The following is a 24,587-nucleotide window of genomic DNA, read 5'->3' on the forward strand; positions in this document are numbered from 1 at the left end:
AGGAGCCCTTGCGAACGGGACCATCGTCCGCGAGGGCTCCTGCACCGGTACGGCGGCAGGACCTCACACGCCCGTCTCGTCGAGGTCGTCCGCGGTGACCGTGCCGGGCGTGGCGTGTCCGGCCAGGGCGAGGGTGAGGTCGAACTCCGCCAGCAGACAGCGGATCACGTGCTCGACGCCCGCCTGTCCGTCCAGTCCGAGCCCGTAGACGTACGGGCGTCCGAGCAGTACGGCCCGCGCGCCGAGGGCGAGCGCCTTGAACACGTCGTCCCCGGTGCGCACCCCGCTGTCGAACAGCACGGCAAGCCGGTCACCGACCGCGGCCGCGACGCGGGGCAGCGCGTCGGCCGCCGCGACCGAGCCGGCCACCTGCCGGCCCCCGTGGTTGGAGACCACCACGCCGTCCATCCCCGCGTCCGCGGCGAGCCGGGCGTCGTCCGGGTGCAGAACGCCCTTGAGGACGATCGGCCCGTCCCAGTGCTCCCGCAGGAAGGCGAGGTCCGGCCAGGTGTGGCTCGCGTCCCCGAACAGGCCGAGGAAGTGCATCACCGCGGCGTTCGGATCCTCGTGCACGGGCTTGGCCAGGCCGGCCCGGAAGGCCGGGTCGGTGAAGTAGTTGGCGGTGCCCACCCCGTGCAGGAACGGCAGATACGCCTGGTCCAGATCGCGGGGCCGCCACGCCAGTATCGGCGTGTCCAGCGTGACGACCAGCACCGTGAACCCGGCGGCCTTCGCGCGGGCCAGGAAGCTCCGGGTCACCTCGCGGTCCTTGCCCCAGTACAGCTGGAACCACCGCTCCCCGTCCCCCATCGCCTCCGCCACCTGCTCCATCGGTGTGCTGGAGGCGGAGGACAGGGTGAACGGCACGCCCCGCGCGGCGGCCGCCCGGGCGACTGCGGACTCGGCGTCCGGATGCATGATCGATATGGTGCCCACCGGAGCCAGCGCCAGCGGCGCCTGCAGGGCGCGGCCCAGCACCTCCACCGACAGGTCGCGCTCGTGCACGTCCCTGAGCATGCGCGGCACGATCCGGCGCCGGGCGAGGGCGGCCCGGTTGGCGCGGGCCGTGCTGCCGTCGCCCGCGCTGCCCGCCACATATCCCACCGGGCCCGGCCCCAGCCGGTGTTCGGCCAGTTCCTCCAGCCGGGTCAGGTCGGTGGGCAGCCGAGGCACGGCACCCGACATCCCGTTCAGATAGATCTCGTACTGGAAGTCCGCCCAGTGCTTGGCCATTCGGCCCTCCCGCCGCTCGTCCCTGGGTGCGCTGCAGGCCGACGATACGGGTCGGCCGCGGCGGTGCACAGGCGCCCCCGGACGCGCACGATCAGGGCCGCGCCGGTGGACGAGGGCCGAGCGGCGAGGGCGCCGCCGCGTCCGCCGGGGAGGTGAACCCCGCGGCGTACGACGGGTCGAAGCGACCGGTGAAGGCGATGGCATCGAGCAGGAAACACCATGCTCGCCGAGGTCACGGCGACCTCGTCGACGGACAGCGAGAACCGGGTGCGGCGCCGGCGAAGACCCCTGTCCGAGGACGATTCAGTCGTCCGCGTCGTCGTCGCCGGCGGAATCGGCGACCTCCTCGGCGTCCGGTCCCTGTGCCCGGACCCGCTGGACGTGCTCCAGGGACTCGCGCAGCTCGCTCAGCCAGTCGTCGGTGTGGCGCTGGACCAGGCGCACGCACCAGGCGAGGGCGTCACTGCGGCTGCGTGCGACGCCGCCGGCGATGAGGGTGTCCAGAACCTGCCGCTCGGGCTGCCGCAGCCTGGTCATCACCGGCGCCGCGACGTGTGTGAACAGGGCGCGCTGAGCGCCGCACACCACGCCCCACGACACCTTCCGGCGGAACAGGTGCTCGGCCTCGCGGGCCACTTCGATGCGGGTGTCGCGGGTGCGCTCCCGGAACTCCTGGATCCGCGCCTTGACGGCGGCCTCCCGCTCGGCGTCCGAGGCCCCCTCGGCGAGCCGTGGCTCGGGGACGCGCCCGATCACGGTGATCTCCTCGCGGTCCGCGGTCACCTCGGCCAGTTCCTCGAAGAGATCGTCGGGCAGTCGGCCGGCGAACCAGCCGCGCAGCTTCTCTTTCTGCTCGGTTGTAATCATGTAATGAGCATTACTCTGCGACCTCCATGAACGCAAGGAGTGGTGAAGAGGTCGTGAAGGGGTTCGCTGAGGGATGAAGGCGGAATGTTTCAGGCCTATTAACGAGGCGGTCGTTTTCGGCCATGGGAACGCTCTCGGCGATCAAGAACCGCTCAGTTCGGCGGTCGAACTGCTCGAATTCTGTGACTTCACGCCACTGCTTCAACACGCAAGGTTACTGAAAGCTGTGGGTGGGATGTGTGTTTCGGAGGCGGACTCGGCAGAGTGGCGCTCGCCGCTCCGGCGTCGACCGAGCCGGAGTGGGCACCCGTCTTTTCGAGCGGAAGGATGCATACAATGCGGAGCCCCGCGCGCTGGGCAGCGATCCTCGGCCTCACGGCCACCTCCGTCTGCGGACCCCTGATCGGGGCCGCCGCCGCTGCATCGGACGCCGCCCCGTCGTCGCTCTACGCCCCTTCGTCGCTGGTGCTCACCACCGGCCACGGCGACAACGCGGTCACGGCAACTCCGGAGCGCGCCGTCACCCTGAACTGCGCCCCGACGGCCTCCGGCACCCACCCGGCCGCAGCCCAGGCCTGCGCGGAACTGCGCGGCGTCGGCGGCGACTTCGCGGCCCTCAAGCCCCGTGCCGACGTGTGGTGCACCAAGCTGTACGACCCCGTCGTGGTCACGGTGCAGGGGGTCTGGCAGGGCAAGCGCGTCTCCTACGAGCGCACCTTCGGCAACACCTGCGTGAAGGACGCTCTGGACAGCAGCGTCTTCGCGTTCTGAGACCGGGATCGCAGGATCACCGTAGCGCCGGATCAGGTCCGCAACTGGGGAGTGCGGCCCCCTGGAGCGGGGATCCGCGATCTCGCACCGGGACTGGTGGGCGGAGTGGGGCCGCCCTCCCGTTCCCGGGCACACAGCCGCTCCCCGGGCAGGCCCGTGGGGGGCCCGTCCCGGGGAGCGGCGAAAAACAATTGGTTTAGTCCTCCGTCGTGTCGTCCTCCGGCACGACAGCTGAAGGGGCCGCCGTCTCCCTGTGGACGGCGGCCCCTTCGTCGTGCACGCGGCGGCTACATGTGGACGACCGGTGCGGTCGAGGCGTCCTGGCGCGGCACCCCGCGCCGGTAGAGCAGGAACGCGATGACCGTGCCCGCGGCGAAGAAGCTCGCCGACCACCAGAAGGCGGTGGTGTAGCTCTCGATCGTCGCCTGGGCCTGTGCCACCTTGCTCGTGGGGTCGTGGTCCGCCAGGTAGTCGGTGGCGGCGCTCGCGGCGAGGGTGTTCAGCAGGGCCGTGCCGATCGAACCGCCCACCTGCTGCATGGCGTTGACGGTCGCCGAGGCGACACCCGCGTCCTCGGCCGCGACCCCGCCGGTGGCCAGCTGCATCGCCGGCGGCATCACCATGCCGAGACCCACGCCGATCACGATCAGCTGCGGCAGCACCGCGCTCAGGTAGTGGGAGCCGAGGCCGATGCCGGTCAGCCAGGCCATGCCGGCCGTGGCGATCGCGAAGCCGAGCGGGATGACCGCCTTGGGGCCGATCCGGGGGAGCAGGACGGTGGTGCCGAGCTGGGCGGTCACCATCAGCGCGCCGACCATCGGGAGGAAGGCCACACCCGTCTTCGTGGGGCTGAAGCCGAGGTTGAGCTGGAGGTAGTAGGTCAGGAAGAGGAAGACGCCGAACATTCCCGCGCCGGTGATCAGCACGGCGAGGAACGAGGCGCCGCGGTCTCGGTCGAGCAGGATGCGCAGCGGCAGCAGCGGGTGGGCGGCCCGGGTCTGCCACCACGCGAACGCCGCCAGCAGCAGGCCGCCCGCGACCAGGAAGCCCCAGGTCAGCGGCGAACCCCAGTCGTGCGTCTCGGCGTTGGAGAAGCCGTAGACCAGCGAGAACAGACCGGTGGCGACCAGGACCGTGCCCGGCACGTCGAGCTTGGCGTCCGCCGCGTCACGGTGGCTGCTCAGGAGCACCCAGCCGCCGGCGAAGGCGACGACCGCGATGGCCACGTTGACGTACAGGGTCCAGCGCCAGTCGAGCGCGTCCGTCAGCACACCGCCGAGCAGCAGACCCACCGCACCGCCGGCGCCGGCGATCGCGCCGTACACGCTGAACGCGCGGGCCCGCTCGCGGGCGTCGGTGAACGTGGTGTTGAGCAGCGACAGTGCGGCGGGGGCGAGCAGTGCGCCGAAGGCGCCCTGCAGGGCGCGCGCGACGACCAGCATGGTGAAGCCGTTCGCCGCGCCGCCGAGCGCGGAGGCCGCGGCGAAGCCGACGACGCCGACGAGGAAGGCGGGCTTGCGGCCGAACAGGTCGGCGATGCGGCCGCCGAGCAGCAGCAGGGACGCGAAGGCCAGCGCATAGGCGGTCACGATCCACTGCCGGCTGCCGTCGGAGAAGCCGAGGTCGGCCTGGGCGGAGGGCAGGGCGATGTTCACGATCGTGGCGTCCAGCACCACCATCAGCTGGGCGACGGCGATGATCGCGAGGATCCACCAGCGCTTGGGGGAGGCGGCGGGCGGCGCCTCGACGGCGACCTCGGGGACGCCGTCGGTCAGGGTCTTCTGGGCCATCGGGAACTACTCCAGGGAAGTCGTTCGAAGCAGGGAGGCGGTGCGCACGGGCAGCTCGTAAACGAAACTGTTTCGTACGCTTCGAGGCTAGACCAGTCGGAGCGAAACGGCAACGTTTCGTTTCTCGGGGCTCTTCTATTCCTTGACAGGCATATAACTGAAGAGGCATATTGCCTCCATGTCCGACGCCGCGCTCTGGGGCGCCCTCGCCGATCCCCACCGGCGGGCCATCGTCGCGCTGCTCCTGGAGCGGCCCCGGCCCGTCGGGGAGATCGTGGAGGCATGCGGGCTGAGCCAGCCGAGCACCTCCAAGCACCTGAGGGTGCTGCGCGAGGCGGGTCTGGTGCGGGTCCGGCAGGACGCGCAGCGCCGCGTCTACGCCCTCGACCCGGCCCCGATCGCCGCCCTCGACGCTTGGCTGGCGCCGTACCGCGCACGGTGGAACCGCAGCCTCGACGCCCTGGGCCGCCGCCTCGACGGGACGGGCGAGACGCCGGACGACACCTGAGCCCCCACCACGAAGGACCGAGCGCCATGTCCGTCGACCTCACCGGCACCTATCTGACCCTCGACGACGGCCGCCCCGCCGTCCGCTTCAGCCGCACCTACGCCCACCCCATCGACCGGGTCTGGCACTTCGTGACCGACCCGGCCGAGCTGGCGGGGTGGTTCCCCTTCCAGGTCGAGATGGAACTGCGCGCGGACGCCCCCATCCGCTTCTTCGGCGAGCCGGGCACCCCGGAGTTCACCGGCCGGGTCCTCGCCGTCGACCCGCCCCGGCACCTGTCCTTCGCGTGGGGCGGCGACGAACTCCACTTCGACCTGGAGGAGGCGGGCGAGGGGCGGACCCGCTTCACGCTCACCGACGTCCTCGACGCCGAGAACACCGCAGCCCGCAATGGCGCCGGCTGGGAGGTGTGCCTGTCCGCCCTCGACGCCAAGGCCCGCGGCGAGCGCTTCCAGGGCCCGCACGCCGGCCCGAGCACGCCCTGGAAGGAGTTCTACGACGGGTACGTCGAGGCCGGAGTGCCCTCGGGCGCCCCCGTGCCCGGCCTGGACTGACCCGCACCTACGCCAGCTGCCGCCGCACCAGCTCGTGCAGGCGGCCGCCGGTGTCGGCCAGCAGCTGTGCGGGCGAGCCCTGCTGGATGATCCGGCCGTCCTCCATCACGACGACCCGGTCCGCGTCCAGCACCGTCGACAGCCGGTGGGCGATGACGATCCGCGTGGCGTTCAGCTTGCGGGTGCTCTCGATGACGATGCGCTGCGTGTCGTTGTCGAGCGCACTGGTCGCCTCGTCGAAGAACAGGATGCGAGGGCGCCGGATCAGCGCCTGGGCGATCATCAGGCGCTGTCGCTGGCCGCCGGAGATCGCGCCGTTGCCCGCGACGATCGTGTGCAGGCCCATCGGCATGCGCTGGATGTCCTCCGCCAGGCCCGCCATCTCGGCCGCCGCCATCGCCTCCTCGGGCGTGTACGGCTCGGTGCCGCAGATGACGTCCAGGATCGAGCCGGTGAAGGGCTGCGCGTGCTGGAGGACGACCCCGCACTGGCGGCGCACGGCCGACTGGTCGAGGGCCGCCAGATCCTGCCCGTCGTACAGGACGCTGCCCGAGACCGGCTTGTCGAAGCCGATGAGCAGGCGCAGCAGGGTGGACTTGCCGCAGCCGCTGGGCCCGACGACCGCCACGAACTCGCCCGGACGCACACTGAAAGACACGTCGTCCAGGACGAGCGGCCCGTCGTCGGCGTAGCGGAAGGAGAGCCGCCGGGCCTCCACCGCACCGGACAGCGGGCCCGGACGGGTGCTCGCCGTGCGTACCTCGGGCGTGGCGTCCAGGACCGGCCTGATCTCCTCGAACAGCGGCAGCGCCGCCACCGCCGACACGAACGATCCGGTGAGCTGGGTGACCGAGGTCAGCACCATCGTCACCGACGTGTTGAAGGTGAGGAAGGCCGCCGCCGACATCGCGCCCTTCGCCGGACCGGCCAGCAGCATGAACATCACCAGCGTGCACACCGGCAGATAGACCGCGCCCAGCACCGAGCTGAGGTTCTTGATCCGGCCGACCTTCTGCTGCAGCTCACGGCTGCGCGCGAACTCCCGGGCCCACGCGGCGTACGCGTAGTTCTCCGCGGCCGCCACCCGCAGCTTGGGAAGGCCCCGCAGGGTCTGGAACGCCTGGTTGTTCAGCTTGTTGCCGAGCACCACGAGGCGGCGCTGCCAGCGCACCTGCCACAGCCCGAGCCCGAGGAACACCGCCGCGATGACGACGAGCATGCCGATCGCCGCGAGCGCCATCGGCACGCTGTACCACAGGAGCAGGCCGAGGTTCATCGCGCCGACGGTCACCGACTGCGCGACCACCGGGCCGACACCCGCAAGCAGCCGCCGGATCGCGCTGATGCCCATGGCGGCACTGGCGAGTTCACCGGTCGAGCGCTGGGTGAAGAACCGGGTCGGGAGCCTGAGCAGCCGGTCCCACACGGCGGGCTGGAGCGCCGACTCGATACGGCCCTCCAGACGCAGGATGGTCAGGTTCTCCAGCAGCGTGAACGCGGCCGACACGACGGCGCTGATCATCACCGCCAGACAGACCTGGACGATCAGGCCCGTCTGGGCCCTGGGCACGTACTCGCCGAGCACCTTGCCCGTGGCGACCGGCACCAGCGCGCCGATCGCCACGGTGACCAGCCCGGCGATCATCAGGTTCAGCAGGTCGCCACGCGTGCCGCCGAGGCTGAACCGCAGCAGCCCGAGCGGCCCGAGCCGCCGTTCGGGCAGCGGCCGGTAGAACATCACCGCGCGCGGCTCGAACTCCTCGGCGTTCGCCTTCTCGACCGGGGTCTCGCGTCCGGTCGTCGGCTGCACGGCCACATAGCCGCCGCGTCGCCACAGCAGGGCGACCGGCGCGCCGGACAGCGCCCGCTGCCCGACCAGCGGGCCGACGTTCTCCCGCCACCACCGGCCGTCGAGCCGCACGGCACGGGTGCGCACCCGGGAGGCCAGCGCCACCCGCTCGACCGGATCGAGGCGCTCGCTCTCGGTGCCGTTCTGGGCGGGCTCGGCCAGCGTGATCCCGGCGGCCTCGGCGACCAGCTTGCAGGCCGCGTAGGAGGCGTCGGCGTCGGCGGCCGTCGTCCGGCGGGCCGAGCGCTTGCCGATGGAGGCGAGCAGCGTCCGGTCGGCCTGGGCGCGGACCGCCTCACCGGCCTTGATCCCGGCGGCCGTACGGGTCTCGTGGCTGCGCTCCAGCTGCTCGATCCACCGGTCCAGCGCGGTCAGCAGCCGGTACTGCTGGTCGACCAGGCTCTGCCACAGCGCCGGATCCATCAGCAGGTCGGCGGCCGCCTCCGCGCCGTACAGGGAGCCGTACTGCACGCTGCCCGGCGGCACCTGCATCCAGAACACGTCGTCGTCCGCCGGCGCCGCGGCCCGGTCCTCGGCCAACGGCGCCTGGAAGAGGACCGACAGACCGCGGCCGACGCCCAGCGCGAGGGCGTACTCCAGCGGGCTCGAAGCGGGCGGCACGTACTGGGGGTTGCCGTACTCGTCGTACGACCAGGTCTGCGTGTGGGCGGGCTGGTACAGCTCGCGCAGGTTGACCCGGTGGACCACACAGTCGCGGACCGGGCGGGCCACCAGGGTGTGCTGGGGTCCCGCGACGGGGCCGAGCAGCAGCGAACCCGCCTCCAGCCGGCCCAGATGGTGCCAGTGGCCCTGCTGGGCGGCGTCCACCGCGAACAGGTCCAGGGCGCCTGCCGCGACCAGCCACAGCACCTGCGGACCCTCCAGGTCCAGGCGGTTGGACCCCGCGCAGTCGACCCGCGTGCCCAGCGAGCCGAGCGCACCGAGGACGAGGTCGCCTTCGAACCCCTCCTGAACAGTCGTCATCTCACCGCTCCCTGACCAGCGCGGCGTACGCGCCGCCGTGCGCCACCAGCTCCTCGTGCCGGCCGCGCTCGACGACCGTGCCGTGCTGGAGCACCACGATCTCGTCGCTGTCCCGGACCGTGCTGAGCCGGTGGGCGATCACCACGCAGGCGCAGCCGCGCCGGCGCAGGTTGTCCATCACGACCAGCTCCGTCTCCGCGTCCAGCGCGCTGGTCACCTCGTCCAGGACGAGGATGCTGGGCCGCCGCACCAGCGCCCGGGCGATCTCCAGGCGCTGGCGCTGCCCGCCGGAGAAGTTCCGGCCGTCCTGTTCCACCTTGCTGTGGATGCCGCCCGGCCGGCGCATGACCACGTCGTACAGGGCCGCGTCCCGCAGCGCCTCCACCACGGCCTCGTCCGGGATCGAGGGATCCCACAGCGCCACGTTGTCGCGGACCGAGCCCTCGAAGAGGAACACGTCCTGGTCGACGAAGGAGACGGAGGAGGCGAGCGCACCGCGCGCGATGTCCTCCAGCCGGCGCCCGTCGATGCGGATCACCCCGTCCCAGGGCGAGTACAGTCCCGAGATCAGCCGGGAGACGGTGGACTTGCCGCTGCCCGAGCCACCGACCAGCGCCACCTGCCGGCCCGGCCCCACGGTCAGGTCGAATCCGGTCAGCAGCGGCTGGTCCAGCGGGCTGTAGCCGAACGTGACGTTCTCCAGCTCGACGTGGCCCTGCAGCCGGCGCGTGGAATCGCCCCCACCGGCGCGCGCGTAGAGCGGGTCGGCCTGGAAGTTCTCCACGTCCTTGAGCCGTGCCACGTCCGCCGCGAAGTCCTGGATCCGGCCCGCCACGCCGTTGAGCCGGGTCAGCGGGGCGGTGAAGCGGGTGACCAGCGCCTGGAAGGCGACCAGCAGACCCACCGAGATGTGCCCCTCGACCGCCCGCATTCCGCCGATCCACAGGATCAGCGCGCTGTTGAGCGTGGCGAGCGTCGGTGCGACCACGCCGAGCCAGGCGCTCGGCACGCCGAGCCGCTGCTGCTCCTCCAGCGTGGTGGCGTGCTGCCCGGCCCACTTGCGGAAGTAGCCGTCCTCGCCGCCGGTCGCCTTCATCGTCTCGATCAGCTGAAGGCCGGTGTAGGAGGTGTTGGTGAGCCGTGCCGTGTCCGCCCGCAGCTTCGCCGTACGGGTCGCGCGCAGCCGTACGACCAGCCGCATGGCCACCACGTTCAGCAGGGCCACGCCGATGCCGACGAAGGTCAGCTGCGGGTCGTAGGTGTACAGGAGCAGGGCGTACAGCACGACCACGATCGCGTCCACGCCGGCCGCCGCGAGGTCGCGGGCCAGTGTCTCGGCGACCTGGTCGTTGGACTGCAGCCGCTGCACGAGGTCGGCCGGGCTGCGCTGGGAGAAGAACGTGACCGGCAGGCGCAGCAGATGGCGCAGGAAGCGGGCGCTGGAGAGGGTGGAGGAGATGATCCGGCCGTGCAGCAGATTGGCCTGCTGCAGCCAGGTCAGCACCAGGGTGAGCAGCACGCAGGTGGCCATCGACGCGAACAGCACGCCCAGCAGCGAGGTCTGCCCGCCGATGAGGAACATGTCGATGTAGGTGCGGCTGAGTGCGGGCACCGCCGCGCCCACCGCCACCAGCAGCAGGCTGGCCAGGACCGCGGCGGGCAGGGTGCCCGCGGTGCCGCGCAGCCGGGCCGGCATCGCGCCGAGCACACCGGGCCTGCGGCCGCCCTTGGTGAAGCCGTCGCCCGGCTCCAGCACCAGCACGACACCGGTGAAGCTGCCGTCGAACTCCTCCATGGGCACGAACCGGCGGCCCTTGGCGGGGTCGTTGATGTACACCCCGCGCCGGCCGAAGCGGCGGCCCATGCCGTCGTAGACGACGTAGTGGTTGAACTCCCAGAACAGGATGGCCGGTGCCGCGACCTCGGCGAGGGCCGCCAGGTCCATCTGCATGCCCTTGGCGGTCAGGCCGTAGCTGCGGGCCGCCTTCAGCAGGTTGCTGGCGCGCGACCCGTCGCGGGAGACACCGCAGGCGATGCGCAGCTCCTCCAGCGGGACGTGCCGGCCGTAGTGGCCCAGCACCATCGCGAGGGAGGCGGCGCCGCACTCGACGGCCTCCATCTGGAGGACGGTCGGGGTCCGGACCGTGCCGCCACTGGGCTTGGGGACCGGGCGCCGGGCCGGGGCGGCACGTCTGCGGCCGCGGGTTTCCTCGGTGGTGCTCACGGCAGAAGCCAATCGACGGGGCGCTGGTCGGCCAGCCGGATCGAACCGGAGGCGAGGGTCATGGAGTCGAGCCGGTACGGCGGCCCGTCCGCGGACGACCACCGGTAGCCGCTCTTCGTGGACGCGGACCTGTCCAGTGCGACCAGTACGGCCACCGGGCGGCCCTTCCTGGTGAACTGCTCGCCGAGCTGGCTGTCGCCGAGGAACGCGGCGATGGACTGGGCCGACTGCGCGGTGCGGTCCACCGACTTCACGTGCCCGTGCAGCACGCCGTACTGCTGGGTGGGCACCGACGACACGGTCAGGTCCACCGCGGCGTGCGCCGGGACGGCCGCCGCATTCTCGGCGGGGACGTACACGGTGGCGTACAGCGGGTCGGAGGCGTGCGCGACCTTCTCGACGGCGGCCACATCGGCGCCGGTCTGGATGATCTGCCCGATGGTGGCGGCGAGCGCGGTGACGCGGCCCGCGGCGACGGTGCGGACCACCGAATCGCCCTGAGGCGTGTGCACCTTGAGGACGGGCGCGTTCGCGGGAAGCCGCTCGCCCTGCTTGGCGAGTACGGCGGTGACCTGGCCGGCCACGGGGCTCTGCAGCAGATAGCTGCCCTGCCCGTGGGTGAGGATGGCCTGCGCGCCGACCGTGGAGGCGACCGAACCGGTCACCGCCCACACGGAGGCCGCCGCCATGACGACGACGGTGACGCCGAGCGCGAGCCAGCCCTGGGGGCGGGCGAGGCGCACCGGAAGGTCCAGCTCCTCCGGCGACTGGAGCTTGGCGAGGGCCTGTTGGCGGAACTGCACGGAACTTCCCTCACCCGTGGAGAGACTTCGCTACGACAGGGTTCGGGTGCCCGAAGGCACCCGAGAGTCCCGGAGCCGGGGGGCGGCTCCGGGACTTCGGTTGCACCGAGGTGCGGTCAGAGACCGGCGACCAGGCCGGAAACCGGGGCCACGTTCAGGCCGGTGACACCCTCGACGGTGCCGACGGCGGTGTCCACCAGGCCGGAAACCGGGGCGAGGCCGTTCACGGCACCGGTCACGGTGTTCAGGGCGTTGACGGACAGACCACCGGAGACGTTGTCCAGCTCGGCGTCCGAGATCTCGACGGTCTCAACCTGGGGGGTGGAGTTCATGGTGGAACTTCCCTTCGTATGGATATTTCACAAGGGGGAAAGCGGCCCCCTCTGGGGACAGACGGACGGCCGCGCACCGCGGGCGCCGGGTCTCCGTCTCCGGAGGCCCGGGGGGAGCCCTGCGATGCGATGGATCAAAGCACGCACGAGGGGCGCGCTTCCAATCAACCAGGCCTCTCACCAGGGAACTTCGCTTCCGCGGGGAGCCATCCGTGCAGGTGCGCGCACGGCATGTCGGCGACTCCTTCACATGGTGCACGGCATCGGCGCAACCGTGCTCTTGTCCGTCGGGCGGCGAATCCGGCACTCCGCGCCAAAGGCGTGCCGGGGGGCGCGCGGATGTGCAGAACCGGAGGCGTCGGTGACTTGGTTGAGTATTCAATGTGCAGATTCCCTGAAGCAGGGATTCCGGTACGTGTTCGGAACGGACCGCTACCGATCAGTAGCTGAGCGTGTCAGCTCATGAGTGCATAGACCGTGCTCGCGCGCGCGGCGACCGCGCCCGAACCGGCGTCGCTCAGCGTGATGTCCGCGAAGGCCATCCGTCGGCCCAGCTTGGTCAGGACCACTTCGATCAAGACATCCGAACCGGTCACCGCCCGCTGGAACGACGTCGACTGCTGCACGGTCGTCATCGGCACGAAGCACCCCCGCGCGGCCGAGACCGCGATCACCGTCGCCGTGTCGGCAGCCGCCATCAGCGCCTGCCCCGACAGCCCTCCGCCCTCCCGGGCCAGGCGGTCCGACCAGGGAAGGCGCAGGACCGCGCGGTCCTCGGCCACGGCCTCGACGGACAGCCCGAGGTCGAGGACCCAGGGGGCGAAGCGGTCGGAGAGGATCTTGTCGGCTTCAGCGGTGGTCATCGTCATATGGGCGATTCTTCCCGGCCGGGCGACACGACACACGGTGCGTGGCCGATTCCCGGCCACGGGAGGGAAGTTGGCAAGCGGAATTGAACGCACCGTGTGACCCGCCCGTACCTACAGCCATCCAGGCGCCCCCCAACAACTGCCCGACAGAGGCAGACCCCCCGTCCCCAGGAGGTCGAGAAGTTGAGTCACAAGCGAATGCCCAAGCGCAAGGCCGCGATAGCGGTGGGCGGTGTCGCGGCGCTCGGAGCGGCGGCTCTCCTGCTGCCCAACGCCAACGCGTCCCAGGGCAAGAACGACGCCTCGGGCGCCACCGGCACCGCAAAGACCCTGAAGGCCTCGGACGCCTCGGATCTCGCCGCGCAGCTCCAGAAGGCGCTCGGCGACGCCGTCGCCGGCTCCTATTACGACAGCGGCAAGAAGCAGTTGGTCGTCAACGTCGTCAACGGCGACAGCAACGTGCTCGTCCAGGCGAAGAAGGCCGGCGCGGTGGTCCGCCAGGTCGAGAACAGCACCGCCGAACTCAAGGACGCCGCCCACACCCTGAAGACCCGGGCGACCATCCCGGGCACCGCCTGGGCCGTCGACCCGCGCACCGACAAGGTCGTGGTCACCGCCGACTCCAGCGTCACCGGCGCCAAGTGGGACAAGCTCCAGTCGACCGTGCGGAGCCTCGGCCCGGGCATGGCGACCCTGAAGAAGTCCTCCGGTTCCTTCAAGACCTTCGTCTCGGGCGGCGACGCCATCTTCTCCCAGGTGCAGGGCGGCAACGTGCGCTGCTCCCTGGGCTTCAACGTCAAGGCCTCCGACGGCAGCCCCGCGTTCCTGACGGCCGGTCACTGCGGCGTGGCCGCCAAGGACTGGTCCGACTCCCAGAACGGGCAGCCCGTCGCCACCGTCGACCAGGCCAAGTTCCCGGGCAACGACTTCTCCCTCGTGAAGTACAACGACGCCACCACGCAGGCGCCGAGCGAGGTCAACGTCGGCAACGGCCAGACCGTGAACATCACCCAGGCCGCGGACGCGACCGTCGGCGAGACCGTGTTCCGCATGGGCTCGACCACCGGTCTGCACAACGGCCAGGTCACCGGCCTCGACGCCACCGTCAACTTCCAGAGCGAGACGAACCCGGGCGGCGTCGACACCGTCAACGGCCTGATCCAGACCAACGTCTGCGCCGAGGCCGGCGACAGCGGCGGCTCCCTGTTCACCCAGGAGGGCGGCGCGGTCGGGCTCACCTCCGGCGGCAGCGGCGACTGCAAGAACGGCGGCGAGACCTTCTTCCAGCCGGTCACCGCCGCCCTGCAGGCCACCGGCGCCACCCTCGGCGACGGCGGCAACGGCGCGGGCGGCCAGGCGGGCGCCGGCGACCAGAGCGGCTCCGCCGACCCCTCGGCCTCGGCCGGCGACCAGTCCGGTGCCGGTGACCAGGCGGGCGGCAACCAGATCGGCGGCTCCGCCGACCCGTCCGCCTCGGCCGGGGACCAGAGCGGCGCGGGTGCCGGCGACCAGTCCGGCGCGGGTGCCGGGGACCAGTCCGGCGCGGGTGCCGGGGACCAGTCCGGCGCGGGTGCCGGGGACCAGTCCGGCGCGGGTACCGGGGACCAGTCCGGCGCGGGTACCGGTTCCGGCGACCAGTCCGGTGCGGGCACCGGTGACGGGTCGTCCTCCCTCACCGGGAGCAACTGATCCGCCCCTGGCGGGACCCGGGCGCTCGCCGGTCCGCCTCGTGACATCCTGACCGGCCCACGGCGGTTCCGGTCGGCAAAGACGGTCCGGCTCTCCGGCGGGAGGGCCGGACCGTCCGCGTGCTGCCGCACGGCTCAGACGGCGTCCGACGCCCGCAGCAGCAGCACCGCCATGTCGTCCACCCGCTCCCGCGCCGCCACGCTGTGCCGTACCAGTTCGTCGGCCAGCTGCTCCAGGGGCTGGTGGCCGATCTCGGCGAACAGCGCCCCCAGGTCGACCAGGGAGTCCTCGATGTCCATGCCCGGCGACTCCACAAGACCGTCCGTGTACAGGGCGAGGACCGAGCCGGGGGCCAGGGACACCTCGGTCGTCGGGTAGACCGCCGCCGCGTCGATCCCCAGCAGCGGGCCGCCGGCCAGGTCCAGTACCCGTACCCGACCGTCCGGGCGTCTGAGCAGCGGCGGGGGATGCCCGGCCCGTGCCATCACCGCCCGTCCGCGCGCCGGGTCCAGCCGCAGGTACAGGCAGCTGGCGAACAGCTCGGCGCCGAGGTCGATGAGCAGCCGGTTGGTGCTGCCCATCACCTCCTCGGGCGCCTGCCCCACCGTGGTGTACGCCCGCACCCCGGTGCGGATCTGTCCCATCAGCGCCGCCGCCGTCACGTTGTGCCCCTGGACGTCCCCGATCACCGCCGCGGCCAGCGGCCGGGCCGGCACCAGGTCGTAAAAGTCGCCGCCGATCTCCATGCCCTGGGTGGCCGGCAGATAGCGGGCGGCCGCCTCGATGCCGGGCAACCGCGCCAGCGAGTGCGGCAGCAGCGACTCCTGCAGCCCCTGCGCCAGACGGTGTTCGGCGTCGTAGAGCAGGGCGCGCTCCAGCGCCTGCGCGATCAGGCCGCCGAGGCTGTTGAGCACCGCCCGTTCGTCGGCGGGGAAGACATGCCGATCGGCGTAGGCCAGCACACACGTCCCCACCGGCCGTCCCGACGCGATCAGCGGCAGATACGCCCAGGCGGCGAAGCCGTCCGGGGTCTCCTGCCGGTCCGGGTACAGCCGCTCCAGCTGCTCGCGCGAGTCGAAGAACGCCGGCACCCCGCTGGTGAGGACGTGGGTGCCCGGGGTGCGCTCGCTCAGCGGCAGCCCGTCGAGCGCCGACACGGCGCGCGGATCCCGGTATCCGCGATGCCCCAGCACATGCAGCCGGCCGCCCTGGGAACCGAGGACCACCAGCGCCTGACTGCCGACCGACGGCGCGACCTCGTCCGCGACCAGCTGCACCACGTCCTGCACCCCCACCGCCTCGGTCAGCGCGCCGGCCAGGCTCAGCACCTGCGAGATGGACACCAGCCGGGAGGGCCCGGGGCCCGGGTACCGCCTGCCCGCGGTCATCTCCGCCACCGCCCGGGCCCGGCTGATCCGCACGCTCAGCCCGGACGTGCTCGGATACAGCCGGAACGACAGCCACTCGCCCGGCGGCCGCAGCGCCACGAACGACACGACCTGCTGGCTGATCAGCGAGGCCCGGTAGCGGTCCTCGTACATCGGATCGTTCAGCCACGGCACCGACACCCACGGCAGCGTGCCCAGCAACTCCCCGACGGGCCTGCCGAGCAGCTCGGCCGCCGCCGGGTTGACGAAGGACATCCGGCCGTGCAGATCCAGCGACACCAGCCCGTACGGCAGCCGGGCCACCAGCCGTACCGCCTCCACCGACCCCAGCGTGCCCGCGACGCCCGGCGCCCCCAGGACATCGGGCTCGGGGCCCAGCGGACGGTTCTCCTCGTCGGCCCGCGCCATCCGCATGGCCAGCCGCTCACAGCCGGACGTCAGAACATCGTGCTCCCAGTCGGACAGTTCCGGCGGATGCGCTCCGGGCCAGGTCACGAATATGGCGCCGTAGACGCGGTCCGCCGTCGCCACCGGCAGCGCGGCCAGCGCGAACGGGAACGGCAGCACCACCGCGATCCGCGGGTAGCGGCGCGCCATCTCCTCCTCGCTCCCCACCCACACCACCTGCCGCCCCCGCACCGCGTCCGCCACCGGGATCGGTGCACTGAGCCCGACCCGCTCCCACGGCGCCGCGAACGCGCGTGGCAGGCCCGCCGTCACCGCCATCTCCAGGACCGGTTCGTCGGGCCGGAGCAGGTACACCGCCCCGGAGTGCGCGCCCACGTCCTCGACCATCGCGGCCAGCGCGAGCGACAGCACCGGCCTGCCGACCGGCGCCCTGGAGGCCGCCGGTGCCTGCACAGGCCCTGGCGCGTCGGACACGCCGACCACCTCCTCGTACGGCCGCGCGTCGCATCCCCGGATCAAGGCTCCCTCGCGGGGGCGCGCCACGCACGGCGAACGCCTCCCGTGTGTGCTCGGGGGTGACTGACCTGCAAGGGAGCGCGGTGGACCCGGCGCTCCTGCGGATACCCCGCCGGGCCCTGCCCATGCACCCCGGGCCGAAGCGCAGGGCGGCGTACGGGCGCCCTGCGTGCGCCCCCGCGCATCTTGATGGCCGGTTCTCCGCGCCCGCGGGCGGTGACATTGCCCAAGAATGGGGCACGCGCTGAGCACCTGAGGACGAGAGCACGGCGATGCAGGTCGATGTACGGCCAACTGGAGGGGCGGGCAGTGATCCGGGTACTTCTGGTCCACGACGCGTGTCTGGTGCGATCGGTTCTGGCCGAATGGCTGCGCCGGTCGCCCGGTCTGCAGGTGGAGGACACACCGTGGCGGGGCGCGTCCTCGAAGATGCGCTCCTCGCGACCGGACGTGTGCGCGGCGGACCTGGAGTACGGCGACGGCCACGGCGTGCCGCCGCTCGGTGATCTGTGCCCGCCCGGGACCGCAGGCCGGCCTCCGGCACTCGTGGTGCTGGCCAGTGCCGGTCGGCCCGGACTGCTCAAGCGGGCGGCCGAGGCGGGCGCGCTCGGCTTCGTCGACAAGGCGGGTTCGCCGGACGGGCTGGTGCGCGCCATCCGCTGCGTCGCCGAGAGGGAACGTTTCGTCGATGCATCGCTGGGTTTCGGCTTCCTCAAGGCGGCGCAGATGCCGTTGACCAGACGCGAGCTGAGCGTGCTGTCGCTGGCCGCCGCCGGGGCGTCCGTCTCGGAGATCGCCGGGAGCCTGCACCTGTCCCACGGCACCGTCCGCAACTACATGGCGGCGATCACCCGGAAGACCGGGGCACGCAACCGCATCGACGCCATACGGATATCGCGGGGCGAGGGGTGGGTGTGATCACCGCACCCGTGCGGGCGGCCGTACCGTCCAGCCTCCGACCAGGTCCCGGTACAGGGACGAGGTCCGCAGCAGCTCGTCGTGGGTGCCGCAGGCGGTGCGCGGTCCGTCCATGACCAGGATGCGGTCGGCGCGGCGGGCGGAGCTGATGCGGTGCGCGACGACCACCAGGGTGCTGTTGGGGCGGGCCGCGAACGCCCGCTCGGCACGGGCCTCGGCCGCCGGGTCGAGGTGACAGGTCGCCTCGTCGAGCAGGGCGAGCGGCGCGGGGGACAGAAAGGCCCGCCCCAGTGCGATGAGCTGCCGCTCGCCCGCCGACAGGACGGCCGGGTCGACCCGGCCCGCAGGCCCGCCGAGCGCCTCCAGCAACGGGGTCAGCCCGACCGCCTCGGCAGCGGCCAGCAGCTCGGCCTCCGGCACCGGGCCGGGGCGGAAGAGGCCCAGGTTCTCCGCGAGGGTGCCGCTGTGGACGTACGCCTCCTGCGGGATCAGCACCCGGGACGCGGCCGCCTCCGGCCCGGGCACGGCATGCCCGCACACCCGGATCGTCCCCTCCCGGGGCTCCAGCAGCCCGGCGGCCAGCCCCGTGAGGGTCGACTTCCCGATCCCGCTCGGGCCCACGACGGCGAGAGAGCCCCCCACGGGCACGGCGAGGTCGAGCCCGTCGAGGACGGGTTCGCTGGCGGGGCCGTAGGCGAAGGTGACGGAGGCGAAGCTGAGCGCGGGGGCGGGGGCTCCGGGCGGCGTGGGCGTGGCGTGCGGCGTCGGGTGTGTGTGCAGGCCGGGTGCGGTGTGGGTCGTCGGCCGCTCGTGGAGTTCTGGTGCGGCCTGGGGCGTCGGCTGTCCGTGCGGTTCGGGCGTGGCGTGCGGTGTCCGCCGGGCGTGAAGTCCGGGCGTGGCGTACGCCGTCGGCCGGGCGGGCACGCCGGGCGAGTCGTGTCCGCCCGGCGTGTCGTGCGGTCCGGCGTGCCGGTGTTCGTGCGGCCCGTACCGGCCTTCGTGCGGCCCGTCGTGCCGCCCGTCCTGCGGTCCGGCGTATCGCTTGTCCTGCGGTCCGCCGCACCGCTTGTCGTCCGGCCCGTCCTGCGAGGGTGGCGACCCTGTCCTGCGGGGCGGATCGGAGCGGCCGGCGGGGCCCGGTGTCCCCGGGGCCGCCGGCGCAGTCAGGCGGCGCAGGACCACGGTGAGGCGGGAGCCGCTGGTGCCCAGGCCGTGGACGAGGTTCTGGAGGGCGGGGAGCAGTGACTGGGTGACGTAGGCGAGGGCGCCGACCAGCGCACCGGGGGTCACCCCGTGGCCCAGCAGCCAGGGCGCGGTGACGAGGAGCAGGACCACGGGCAGCTCGCCGCCCACCGCCAGGGCCGCCACGCGGGTCACGCTCCAGTGCGCGAGGGACCGGGCGGCTCGCCGCTCCGCCTCGATCCGCTCCCCGGTGCCGGCCGCCACCTGCGCCTCGGCGCCGGCGGCGGTGACATCGCGCAGGCCCCGGCACACCGCGCCCAGGTCCTCGGCGAGCGCCTCGTCGGCGGCGAGGAAGGTCTCCTGCCGGCGGGCCAGCGGCCTGAGGGTGGCCGCGAACAGGCACACCCCGGCCAGCAGCGGAGGCACGACGACCGCCAGCAGCAGCGGGGCCAGCGAGAACAGGCCGATCAGTGCGCCCGCGGCCGTGAACAGGAACGAGCGGGAGACCAGCACCAGGCCCGCGAGAGTGTCCCGGGCGATCTCCACCTGCTGGGTGAGCCCGGACAGCGCCCCGGCGTCCGCCTCCCGCACCCCGCGCCCGACCACCGCCGTCACCAGGCGGTCCCGGACCGGCTCGACCAGCGCGGCGACCACGCCGTACACCCGCCCGGTCCCGTACGCCCCGGCCGCCACCGCGAGCCCGGCCGCCGCCAGCCACAGCAGACCGCCCCGGGTGTGGCCGGCGAGGAACCCGGCGTCGAGTGCCCGCGCCAGCGCGTACCCCGCGAGGAAGGTCTGCCCGGCCTCCAGGACCGACCAGACTGCGAGCCGGACCAGAACCCGCCGTCGCGCCCGCAGGAACCGCCACGCCCCGCTCCGTACGGACGTCGGCGACGGCCTCCCGCGGCCCGGCCAGGACGTCGGCGACGGCCTCTCCCGGCCGGGACTGCGATCCGCCCTCACGCGTGGACCCCCTCACCGAACACCGCGCGGTACTCCGCGTCCCGCCACAGCTCGGCATGCGGGCCCGTCGCCCGTACCCGGCCCCCGTCCAGCCAGACGACCGCGTCGGCGCGGGCCGCCGTGGCCGTGCGGTGGGCGATCAGCAGACGGGTGGGGCCCGCGCCGGGGGCCAGCAGGGACTCCGTGATCTCGTGCTCGGTGACCGTGTCGAGGCTGGAGAGGGCGTCGTCCAGGATCATGAGGCGGCCGCCGTGGGCGAAGGCGCGGGCGAGACCCAGGCGTTGCGACTCACCGCCGGAGCAGGGCGCTGCCGAGCACGGTGTGGCGTAACCGTGGGGCAGCCGGCGCACGAAGGTGTCGGCGCGGGCCGCGGTCGCGGCCGACCGGACCCGGTCGGGCGTGGACGGGGTGAGCCCGAACGCGATGGTGTCCTCGACGGTCGTGCCCAGCAGGGCGGGGCGTTCGAACGCGTAGGAGACCGCGCGGCGCAGGTCCGCATGGGCCAGCGCGTGCAGCGGAACCCCGTCGAGGAGCACCTCGCCCGCGTCCGGGTCGGCCAGCCGGCCGGCGAGCTGGGCGAGCAGGGACTTGCCGCTGCCGGAGCGGCCGACCACGGCGAGGGTCGTACCGCCGGGTACGACCAGGTCGACGCCGTCCAGGACGGTGTGCCGGCCCCGGCGGGAGGTCACGCCCCGCAGCTCCAGCCGCCCCGGGCCGGGCGGCAGGTGCCGGGTGCCGAACCCGGGCGCCGGTTCGCAGAGCACCTCGGCGAGCCGTCCGGTCGCCGCGCGGGCCCGGGCGAGCGCGGCCAGGTGGCCGACCAGCACGCCGACCCCCGTCGCGAGGACCGCGTACCGGGAGGCGGCCAGCAGCTCGCCCACCGTGATCCGGTGCCGCACCAGCAGCAGCCCGGCCACCGCGACCACGCCCAGGTTGAGCAGGGGTGCCACGGTGACCGCCTGTGCCGCGGCCCGTCCCTGGACCTGCCACATGCGGTGCCCGGCGCGGGACAGCTCGGGCAGCGGCGCAAGGATCCGGCCCGCCTCCCGGTCCGCCACGCCCGCGGCCCGGATGGTGCGGGAGCCGCCCACCGCCTCCGCGAGCGCGTCGGCGATCCGCCCCTGTACATGCTGGTAGTCGGCCACGCACGCCGAGGCGTCCCGGGCGAAGGCACGCAGCAGCAGTGCCAGAACGGGCGCCCCGGCGAGGAACACGATGGCCAGCCACGGGTCGATGAGGCCGAGCGCCACCACACCCCCGACCGGCCCGGCGAGCGCGGCGAGCAGCGCGGCGAGTGCGCCCGGCGCCGTCCCGGCCTGCGCGGCGCTGCCGACCAGCCGCGCCACGAGGTCGCCGGCTCCGAACCGGGCGCCGGCGCGCGGGCCCACGGCCAGCACATGCCCGGTGACCCGGCCGCGCAGCCAGGCGGTGGACCGGGCGCCGAGCGTGCCGGTGACCACGCCCGCGCACCCGTCGAGCACCGCGAGCAGCAGCACCAGACCCGCACAGCAGGCCACCCAGCGGGCGGCCGGCGCATGGGCGAGCAGGAGGTCGAGGGTCCGGCCGAGTGCGGCGGGCAGCAGCAGTGCGACGGCCGTGGCGGCCGTACTGACGGCACACAGGGCGGCAGCGTGGGCGCCGGCGTGCCGCAGGAGGGCGCGCGGCAGTTGGTCGGGAGCGTCGGGACTGGGCGTCATCGGCTGTGCCTCGCGTCGGTGGGAACGGGAAGGCTCCGGACGCCCCTCCCGCACGGGGAGAGGGACGCCCGGAGCCGTGGCCTCGCCGGCCGGGTCAGAGGCAGAGCAGAATGCTCGCCGCCGAGACGCAGGAGAGCAGGCTCAGCGTGCTCGCGCCGCCGCCGCCGTTGTGCTCGTCGGAGTCGAGGATCTGCAGGTCGAGAAGTGCCATGGTGATGTCCTTTCCCTTTGTTGGGGACGGGGGTTGTGTCACGACTCCGTCAGATTGCGGAGCCGCGGGTGTGGGCCGCCGGTGGCGGCGGGAGGAAGGGCAGGTGCGCGCTGTGCTCGTCGCCGAGGGCCGAGGCGAGCGCGAGCAGGCAGCCTGCCGTTCCGGTGGAGAGGTCCATGGAGAGCCGCATCATCTGGTGCCCGGGGAAGGCGAGTTGGCCCTGGTAGGCCATCGCGAACCAGCCGAGCCCCGCGATCTGCCGCTCCAGCCGCTCGCGGGTGGCGCCGGGCGCGGTGCTGCGGGCGAGGTGCAGGATCATTCCGGCGCGGCCCTGGAAGAGGCCGGGCTGTGCGTAGAAGCGGGAGGTGGCCGCGGTGACGATGCCCGCCCGGGCCTGCCCGAACTCCGTGGCGGCGCCCGCCGCGTGGGCGAAGCGGGCCGACTCCCGGCCGTCGTCCGCCGCCCGGGCGAGCGACTCGAACCTCCGGCCGTCCTCGCCCGCCAGGGCCAGGTAGTCGTCGAGGACCAGCCCGATCCCCGCGCTGCCGTCGCCGAGGTAGGGCAGCGTCCGCCATCCCTCGTCCACCTCCAGGCCGCCGCCCGCCTCCTGGACGACACAGCGGGCCAGGTCGCGCCGGAGCGCCTCGGCCGCCGCCGCCGCGAGCCGCGGCTCACCGGTCTGTGCATAGCGCCGGAGCAGGAACAGCGCGGGTCCGCTCGCGCCCCGCAGCAGTCCCGCCCGCCCCCGGGGCGGGTCCGGAACCGGTTCGGTCAGGCGCCGTACGAGGATCTCGGCGGCCTCGGCGGCATGCGTGCGCAGCTCCGGCTCGCCGGTGGAGTCCGCCAAGTGGCCGAGGACCAGACCGAGTCCCGCGAGGCCGCCGTGCAGGTCGGAGGAGAGGTTGTGCCAGTTCTCCCGCAGGATGCCCTCGACCAGGTCCAGCGCCCGCTGCCGGTGGCCGAGCCGGTCCAGGACCAGAGCCACGCCCGCGAGACCGTCGTACAGGCCGAGCGGGGTGCCGGGCGGGGGCGGCGCGGTGTGGTCCAGCAGCCAGCGTTCGCCCTCGTCGTAGCGGCCGGCGCCGCAGGCCTCCAGTGCGTACAGCACCCCGGCCGCGCCGTGCGCGAGCCCGAGGCCGCCGCCGTCGGAGAACTGGGCTATGTCGCCGGGAAAGAGCCGGTCCTCGCGTTCCGGGGTCGCGGAGGCGAGGATCGCCTTGACCATCGAGTCCCGGCTGTAGGGCCAGTCGCCCGGCAGCACCAGGGGAGCGGACGCGGGACGGGCCTTCCCGGTCACCGTGTCCCGGGTGATCTCGGCGACGGCCTCGTCCAGGAAGCCGCGCGGCACCTGGGGGAACTGCCCGGCGATCACGTCCGCCAGATGCGCCGCCTTGCCCCGGTCCACGACGAACAGCGTGGTCACGGGCAGGAACAGGGCGAGGCGCAGACAGGCCAGCGCATACCGGTCGACGTCCTTGCCACGGCGGTCCGGCGGGGCGAAGAAGCCGGGGTGGGCCACCGTCTGCCGGCCGTTCTCCGCGGCGGGGGCCGCCGCCTCGAAGTCGATGAGACACACCGTCTCCTCGTCCGGGGCGACCATGATGTTGAAGACGTGCAGGTCGTTGAAGACCAGCCCACGTCTGTGCACCGCCTCCACCGCCCGCTCCACGGCCCGGTGGATGCGCAGCGCCCACGCCGTGTACGAGTCCACCTTCGCCGGATCCGGGTCGGGTGTGAGCAGCGGATGCCGCTCGGCGAAGAAGGAATTGAGAGGGCGGCCCGCCACATGGTCCATCACCAGGAACCGGTGGTCGCCGAGCGTGAACCAGTCCCGCACCTCGGGCACCACGCCCGTGCCGGCCACCCGCTCCAGCGCTGCCTTCTCCCGCTCCAGCCGGGCCACCGCGTCCGCCCCGTCGGCGGCCAGGCCCGCGTGCGGACGCCCCTCCTTCAGCACCACCCGGCGCCCGTCCCGGGTGTCCGTGCCGATGTACACCCCGCCGCCGTTGGAGAAGTGCAGCGCCTTGTCGATCCGGTACGGCAGGTCGCCCACCGTCGTGGTGTTGCGGGCCTCCAGATGCGGCAGCAGGAAGCCGGGCAGGGTGGTCCAGTCCGGCACCTGGAAGGACGGCGCTCTGCGGTCCGGGACCAGGCGTCCCTCGCCGTCGGTCACCGCCGGGACCAGCGAGCCGCGCTCGTCGACGACGTACCGGCGCGCGAAGGCGCCGTAGCGGACGTAGAGCGGACCCTCGCCCCAGCGCAGGTCGGTCAGGATGTACGGCCCCTCGCAGCCCTCCAGCAGCGCGCCCAGCTCGCGCAGCACCCGGTGCAGCTCTTCCTCGCCGTCCGGGTAGACGGTGACGAACTTGCCGCTGGTGTCACGGCCCGCGTACTTGGCGTTGCGCAGGTGCAGCAGATGCGGGGACGGCACGAACTTGAACGGGATACGGCGCGGCACGCAGTAGTCCCAGACGGTGGCGGCGATCCGCTCCGCGTTCGCCGCGGTCGCCGAGGAGTGGATCTTCCAGCCCTGGGCCGGCGACGGCTGCGGCGCGCCGTCCTCGCCGAGCGGGGTGAGCATCAGCCAGTCTCCGGTGCGCGCCGCGTGCCAGCCGTCCGGCACCGTGCGGCGCGCCGTCGCGAACAGCGGAGCCGGCTCGCTTCCGTCCGCCGAGAGCCGGTCGGGCGTGTCGTAGAAGTGCCGGTCGGCGAGTGCGTACACCTCGTACCGCTTGTCCATGCCCCTTGTGCCCCCTCCTCCGGTGACGCGGTAGACACTCGCAGGAAGTAGCCGGTCGCGGACAGTAACGACTGTCACGAGATCACCGTGC

At 73.1% G+C, this 24,587-nt stretch carries 18 protein-coding genes; 5 read left to right on the top strand and 13 right to left on the bottom strand.

The features are described 5' to 3' along the window. Window positions 1-63: 63 nt before the first annotated feature. Together ACFZCP_RS36370 and ACFZCP_RS36375 are read right to left on the bottom strand one after the other, a co-directional pair. Window positions 64-1,233, bottom strand: a complete 1,170-nt coding sequence (locus tag ACFZCP_RS36370; RefSeq protein ID WP_391436924.1) for an alpha-hydroxy-acid oxidizing protein — start codon at window positions 1,231-1,233, stop codon at window positions 64-66. Between the two features lie 303 nt (window positions 1,234-1,536). Next, entirely contained in the window at window positions 1,537-2,100 is a 564-nt protein-coding gene (locus tag ACFZCP_RS36375) for a hypothetical protein (RefSeq protein WP_391436928.1), read from the bottom strand. A gap of 336 nt (window positions 2,101-2,436) precedes the next feature. Here ACFZCP_RS36375 and ACFZCP_RS36380 point away from each other — a divergent pair, with 336 nt between their 5' ends. Beyond that, window positions 2,437-2,871, top strand: a complete 435-nt coding sequence (locus ACFZCP_RS36380) for an SSI family serine proteinase inhibitor (protein WP_391436933.1) — start codon at window positions 2,437-2,439, stop codon at window positions 2,869-2,871. A 287-nt stretch (window positions 2,872-3,158) separates the two neighbouring features. Here the strand turns inward: ACFZCP_RS36380 and ACFZCP_RS36385 are convergent, their stop codons facing one another. Further along, entirely contained in the window at window positions 3,159-4,661 is a 1,503-nt protein-coding gene (locus tag ACFZCP_RS36385; protein ID WP_391436938.1) for a DHA2 family efflux MFS transporter permease subunit, read from the bottom strand. Window positions 4,662-4,839: 178 nt separating this feature from the next. Between ACFZCP_RS36385 and ACFZCP_RS36390 the strand changes: the two genes are divergently transcribed. Both ACFZCP_RS36390 and ACFZCP_RS36395 read left to right on the top strand, forming a co-directional pair. Next, entirely contained in the window at window positions 4,840-5,169 is a 330-nt protein-coding gene (locus tag ACFZCP_RS36390) for a metalloregulator ArsR/SmtB family transcription factor (RefSeq protein ID WP_391436944.1), read from the top strand. Between the two features lie 26 nt (window positions 5,170-5,195). Next, the gene (locus tag ACFZCP_RS36395) at window positions 5,196-5,723 is read left to right on the top strand and encodes an SRPBCC domain-containing protein (RefSeq protein WP_391436949.1); all 528 of its coding nucleotides are present in this window, start codon (window positions 5,196-5,198) and stop codon (window positions 5,721-5,723) included. A gap of 7 nt (window positions 5,724-5,730) precedes the next feature. Here ACFZCP_RS36395 and ACFZCP_RS36400 read toward each other — a convergent pair whose 3' ends face one another. The 5 genes from ACFZCP_RS36400 to ACFZCP_RS36420 form a co-directional block, all read right to left on the bottom strand. Next, the gene (locus ACFZCP_RS36400; protein WP_391436952.1) at window positions 5,731-8,556 is read right to left on the bottom strand and encodes an NHLP bacteriocin export ABC transporter permease/ATPase subunit; all 2,826 of its coding nucleotides are present in this window, start codon (window positions 8,554-8,556) and stop codon (window positions 5,731-5,733) included. Between the two features lies 1 nt (window position 8,557). Further along, complete coding sequence (locus ACFZCP_RS36405) at window positions 8,558-10,780, bottom strand: NHLP family bacteriocin export ABC transporter peptidase/permease/ATPase subunit (protein WP_391436959.1); 2,223 nt, start codon at window positions 10,778-10,780, stop codon at window positions 8,558-8,560. After that, on the bottom strand, window positions 10,777-11,583 hold the full coding sequence (locus tag ACFZCP_RS36410) for an HlyD family efflux transporter periplasmic adaptor subunit (RefSeq protein ID WP_391436963.1): 807 nt from the start codon (window positions 11,581-11,583) through the stop codon (window positions 10,777-10,779). The genes ACFZCP_RS36405 and ACFZCP_RS36410 overlap by 4 nt, the downstream gene beginning before the upstream one ends. Window positions 11,584-11,699: 116 nt before the next feature. After that, entirely contained in the window at window positions 11,700-11,915 is a 216-nt protein-coding gene (locus tag ACFZCP_RS36415; RefSeq protein ID WP_073890947.1) for a hypothetical protein, read from the bottom strand. A gap of 455 nt (window positions 11,916-12,370) precedes the next feature. Next, on the bottom strand, window positions 12,371-12,784 hold the full coding sequence (locus ACFZCP_RS36420) for a hotdog domain-containing protein (protein WP_391436969.1): 414 nt from the start codon (window positions 12,782-12,784) through the stop codon (window positions 12,371-12,373). Window positions 12,785-12,982: 198 nt separating this feature from the next. Between ACFZCP_RS36420 and ACFZCP_RS36425 the strand changes: the two genes are divergently transcribed. Then, window positions 12,983-14,473, top strand: coding sequence for an alpha-lytic protease prodomain-containing protein (locus ACFZCP_RS36425; RefSeq protein WP_391437125.1), 1,491 nt, complete (start codon window positions 12,983-12,985; stop codon window positions 14,471-14,473). Window positions 14,474-14,607: 134 nt separating this feature from the next. Here ACFZCP_RS36425 and ACFZCP_RS36430 read toward each other — a convergent pair whose 3' ends face one another. After that, window positions 14,608-16,752, bottom strand: coding sequence for a SpoIIE family protein phosphatase (locus tag ACFZCP_RS36430; RefSeq protein ID WP_391437130.1), 2,145 nt, complete (start codon window positions 16,750-16,752; stop codon window positions 14,608-14,610). Between the two features lie 342 nt (window positions 16,753-17,094). On the opposite strand from ACFZCP_RS36430, the gene ACFZCP_RS36435 reads away from it, so the two are divergent. Further along, window positions 17,095-17,703, top strand: coding sequence for a LuxR C-terminal-related transcriptional regulator (locus ACFZCP_RS36435; protein WP_391436973.1), 609 nt, complete (start codon window positions 17,095-17,097; stop codon window positions 17,701-17,703). Here the strand turns inward: ACFZCP_RS36435 and ACFZCP_RS36440 are convergent, their stop codons facing one another. The 4 genes from ACFZCP_RS36440 to lanKC all read right to left on the bottom strand — a co-directional run bounded on the left by ACFZCP_RS36440 (window position 17,704) and on the right by lanKC (window position 24,496). Beyond that, window positions 17,704-19,848, bottom strand: coding sequence for an ATP-binding cassette domain-containing protein (locus tag ACFZCP_RS36440; RefSeq protein WP_391436980.1), 2,145 nt, complete (start codon window positions 19,846-19,848; stop codon window positions 17,704-17,706). Further along, window positions 19,845-21,545: an ATP-binding cassette domain-containing protein gene (locus ACFZCP_RS36445; RefSeq protein WP_391436983.1), complete on the bottom strand. Its 1,701-nt coding sequence runs from the start codon at window positions 21,543-21,545 to the stop codon at window positions 19,845-19,847. The genes ACFZCP_RS36440 and ACFZCP_RS36445 overlap by 4 nt, the downstream gene beginning before the upstream one ends. A 94-nt stretch (window positions 21,546-21,639) precedes the next feature. Continuing rightward, the gene (locus ACFZCP_RS36450; RefSeq protein WP_361121843.1) at window positions 21,640-21,756 is read right to left on the bottom strand and encodes a SapB/AmfS family lanthipeptide; all 117 of its coding nucleotides are present in this window, start codon (window positions 21,754-21,756) and stop codon (window positions 21,640-21,642) included. Window positions 21,757-21,805: 49 nt separating this feature from the next. Beyond that, the gene (gene lanKC / locus ACFZCP_RS36455; RefSeq protein ID WP_391436990.1) at window positions 21,806-24,496 is read right to left on the bottom strand and encodes a class III lanthionine synthetase LanKC; all 2,691 of its coding nucleotides are present in this window, start codon (window positions 24,494-24,496) and stop codon (window positions 21,806-21,808) included. Window positions 24,497-24,587: the final 91 nt, after the last annotated feature.

The sequence above is a fragment of the Streptomyces sp. NPDC007971 genome (assembly GCF_042958635.1).
GTDB lineage: Bacteria > Actinomycetota > Actinomycetes > Streptomycetales > Streptomycetaceae > Streptomyces.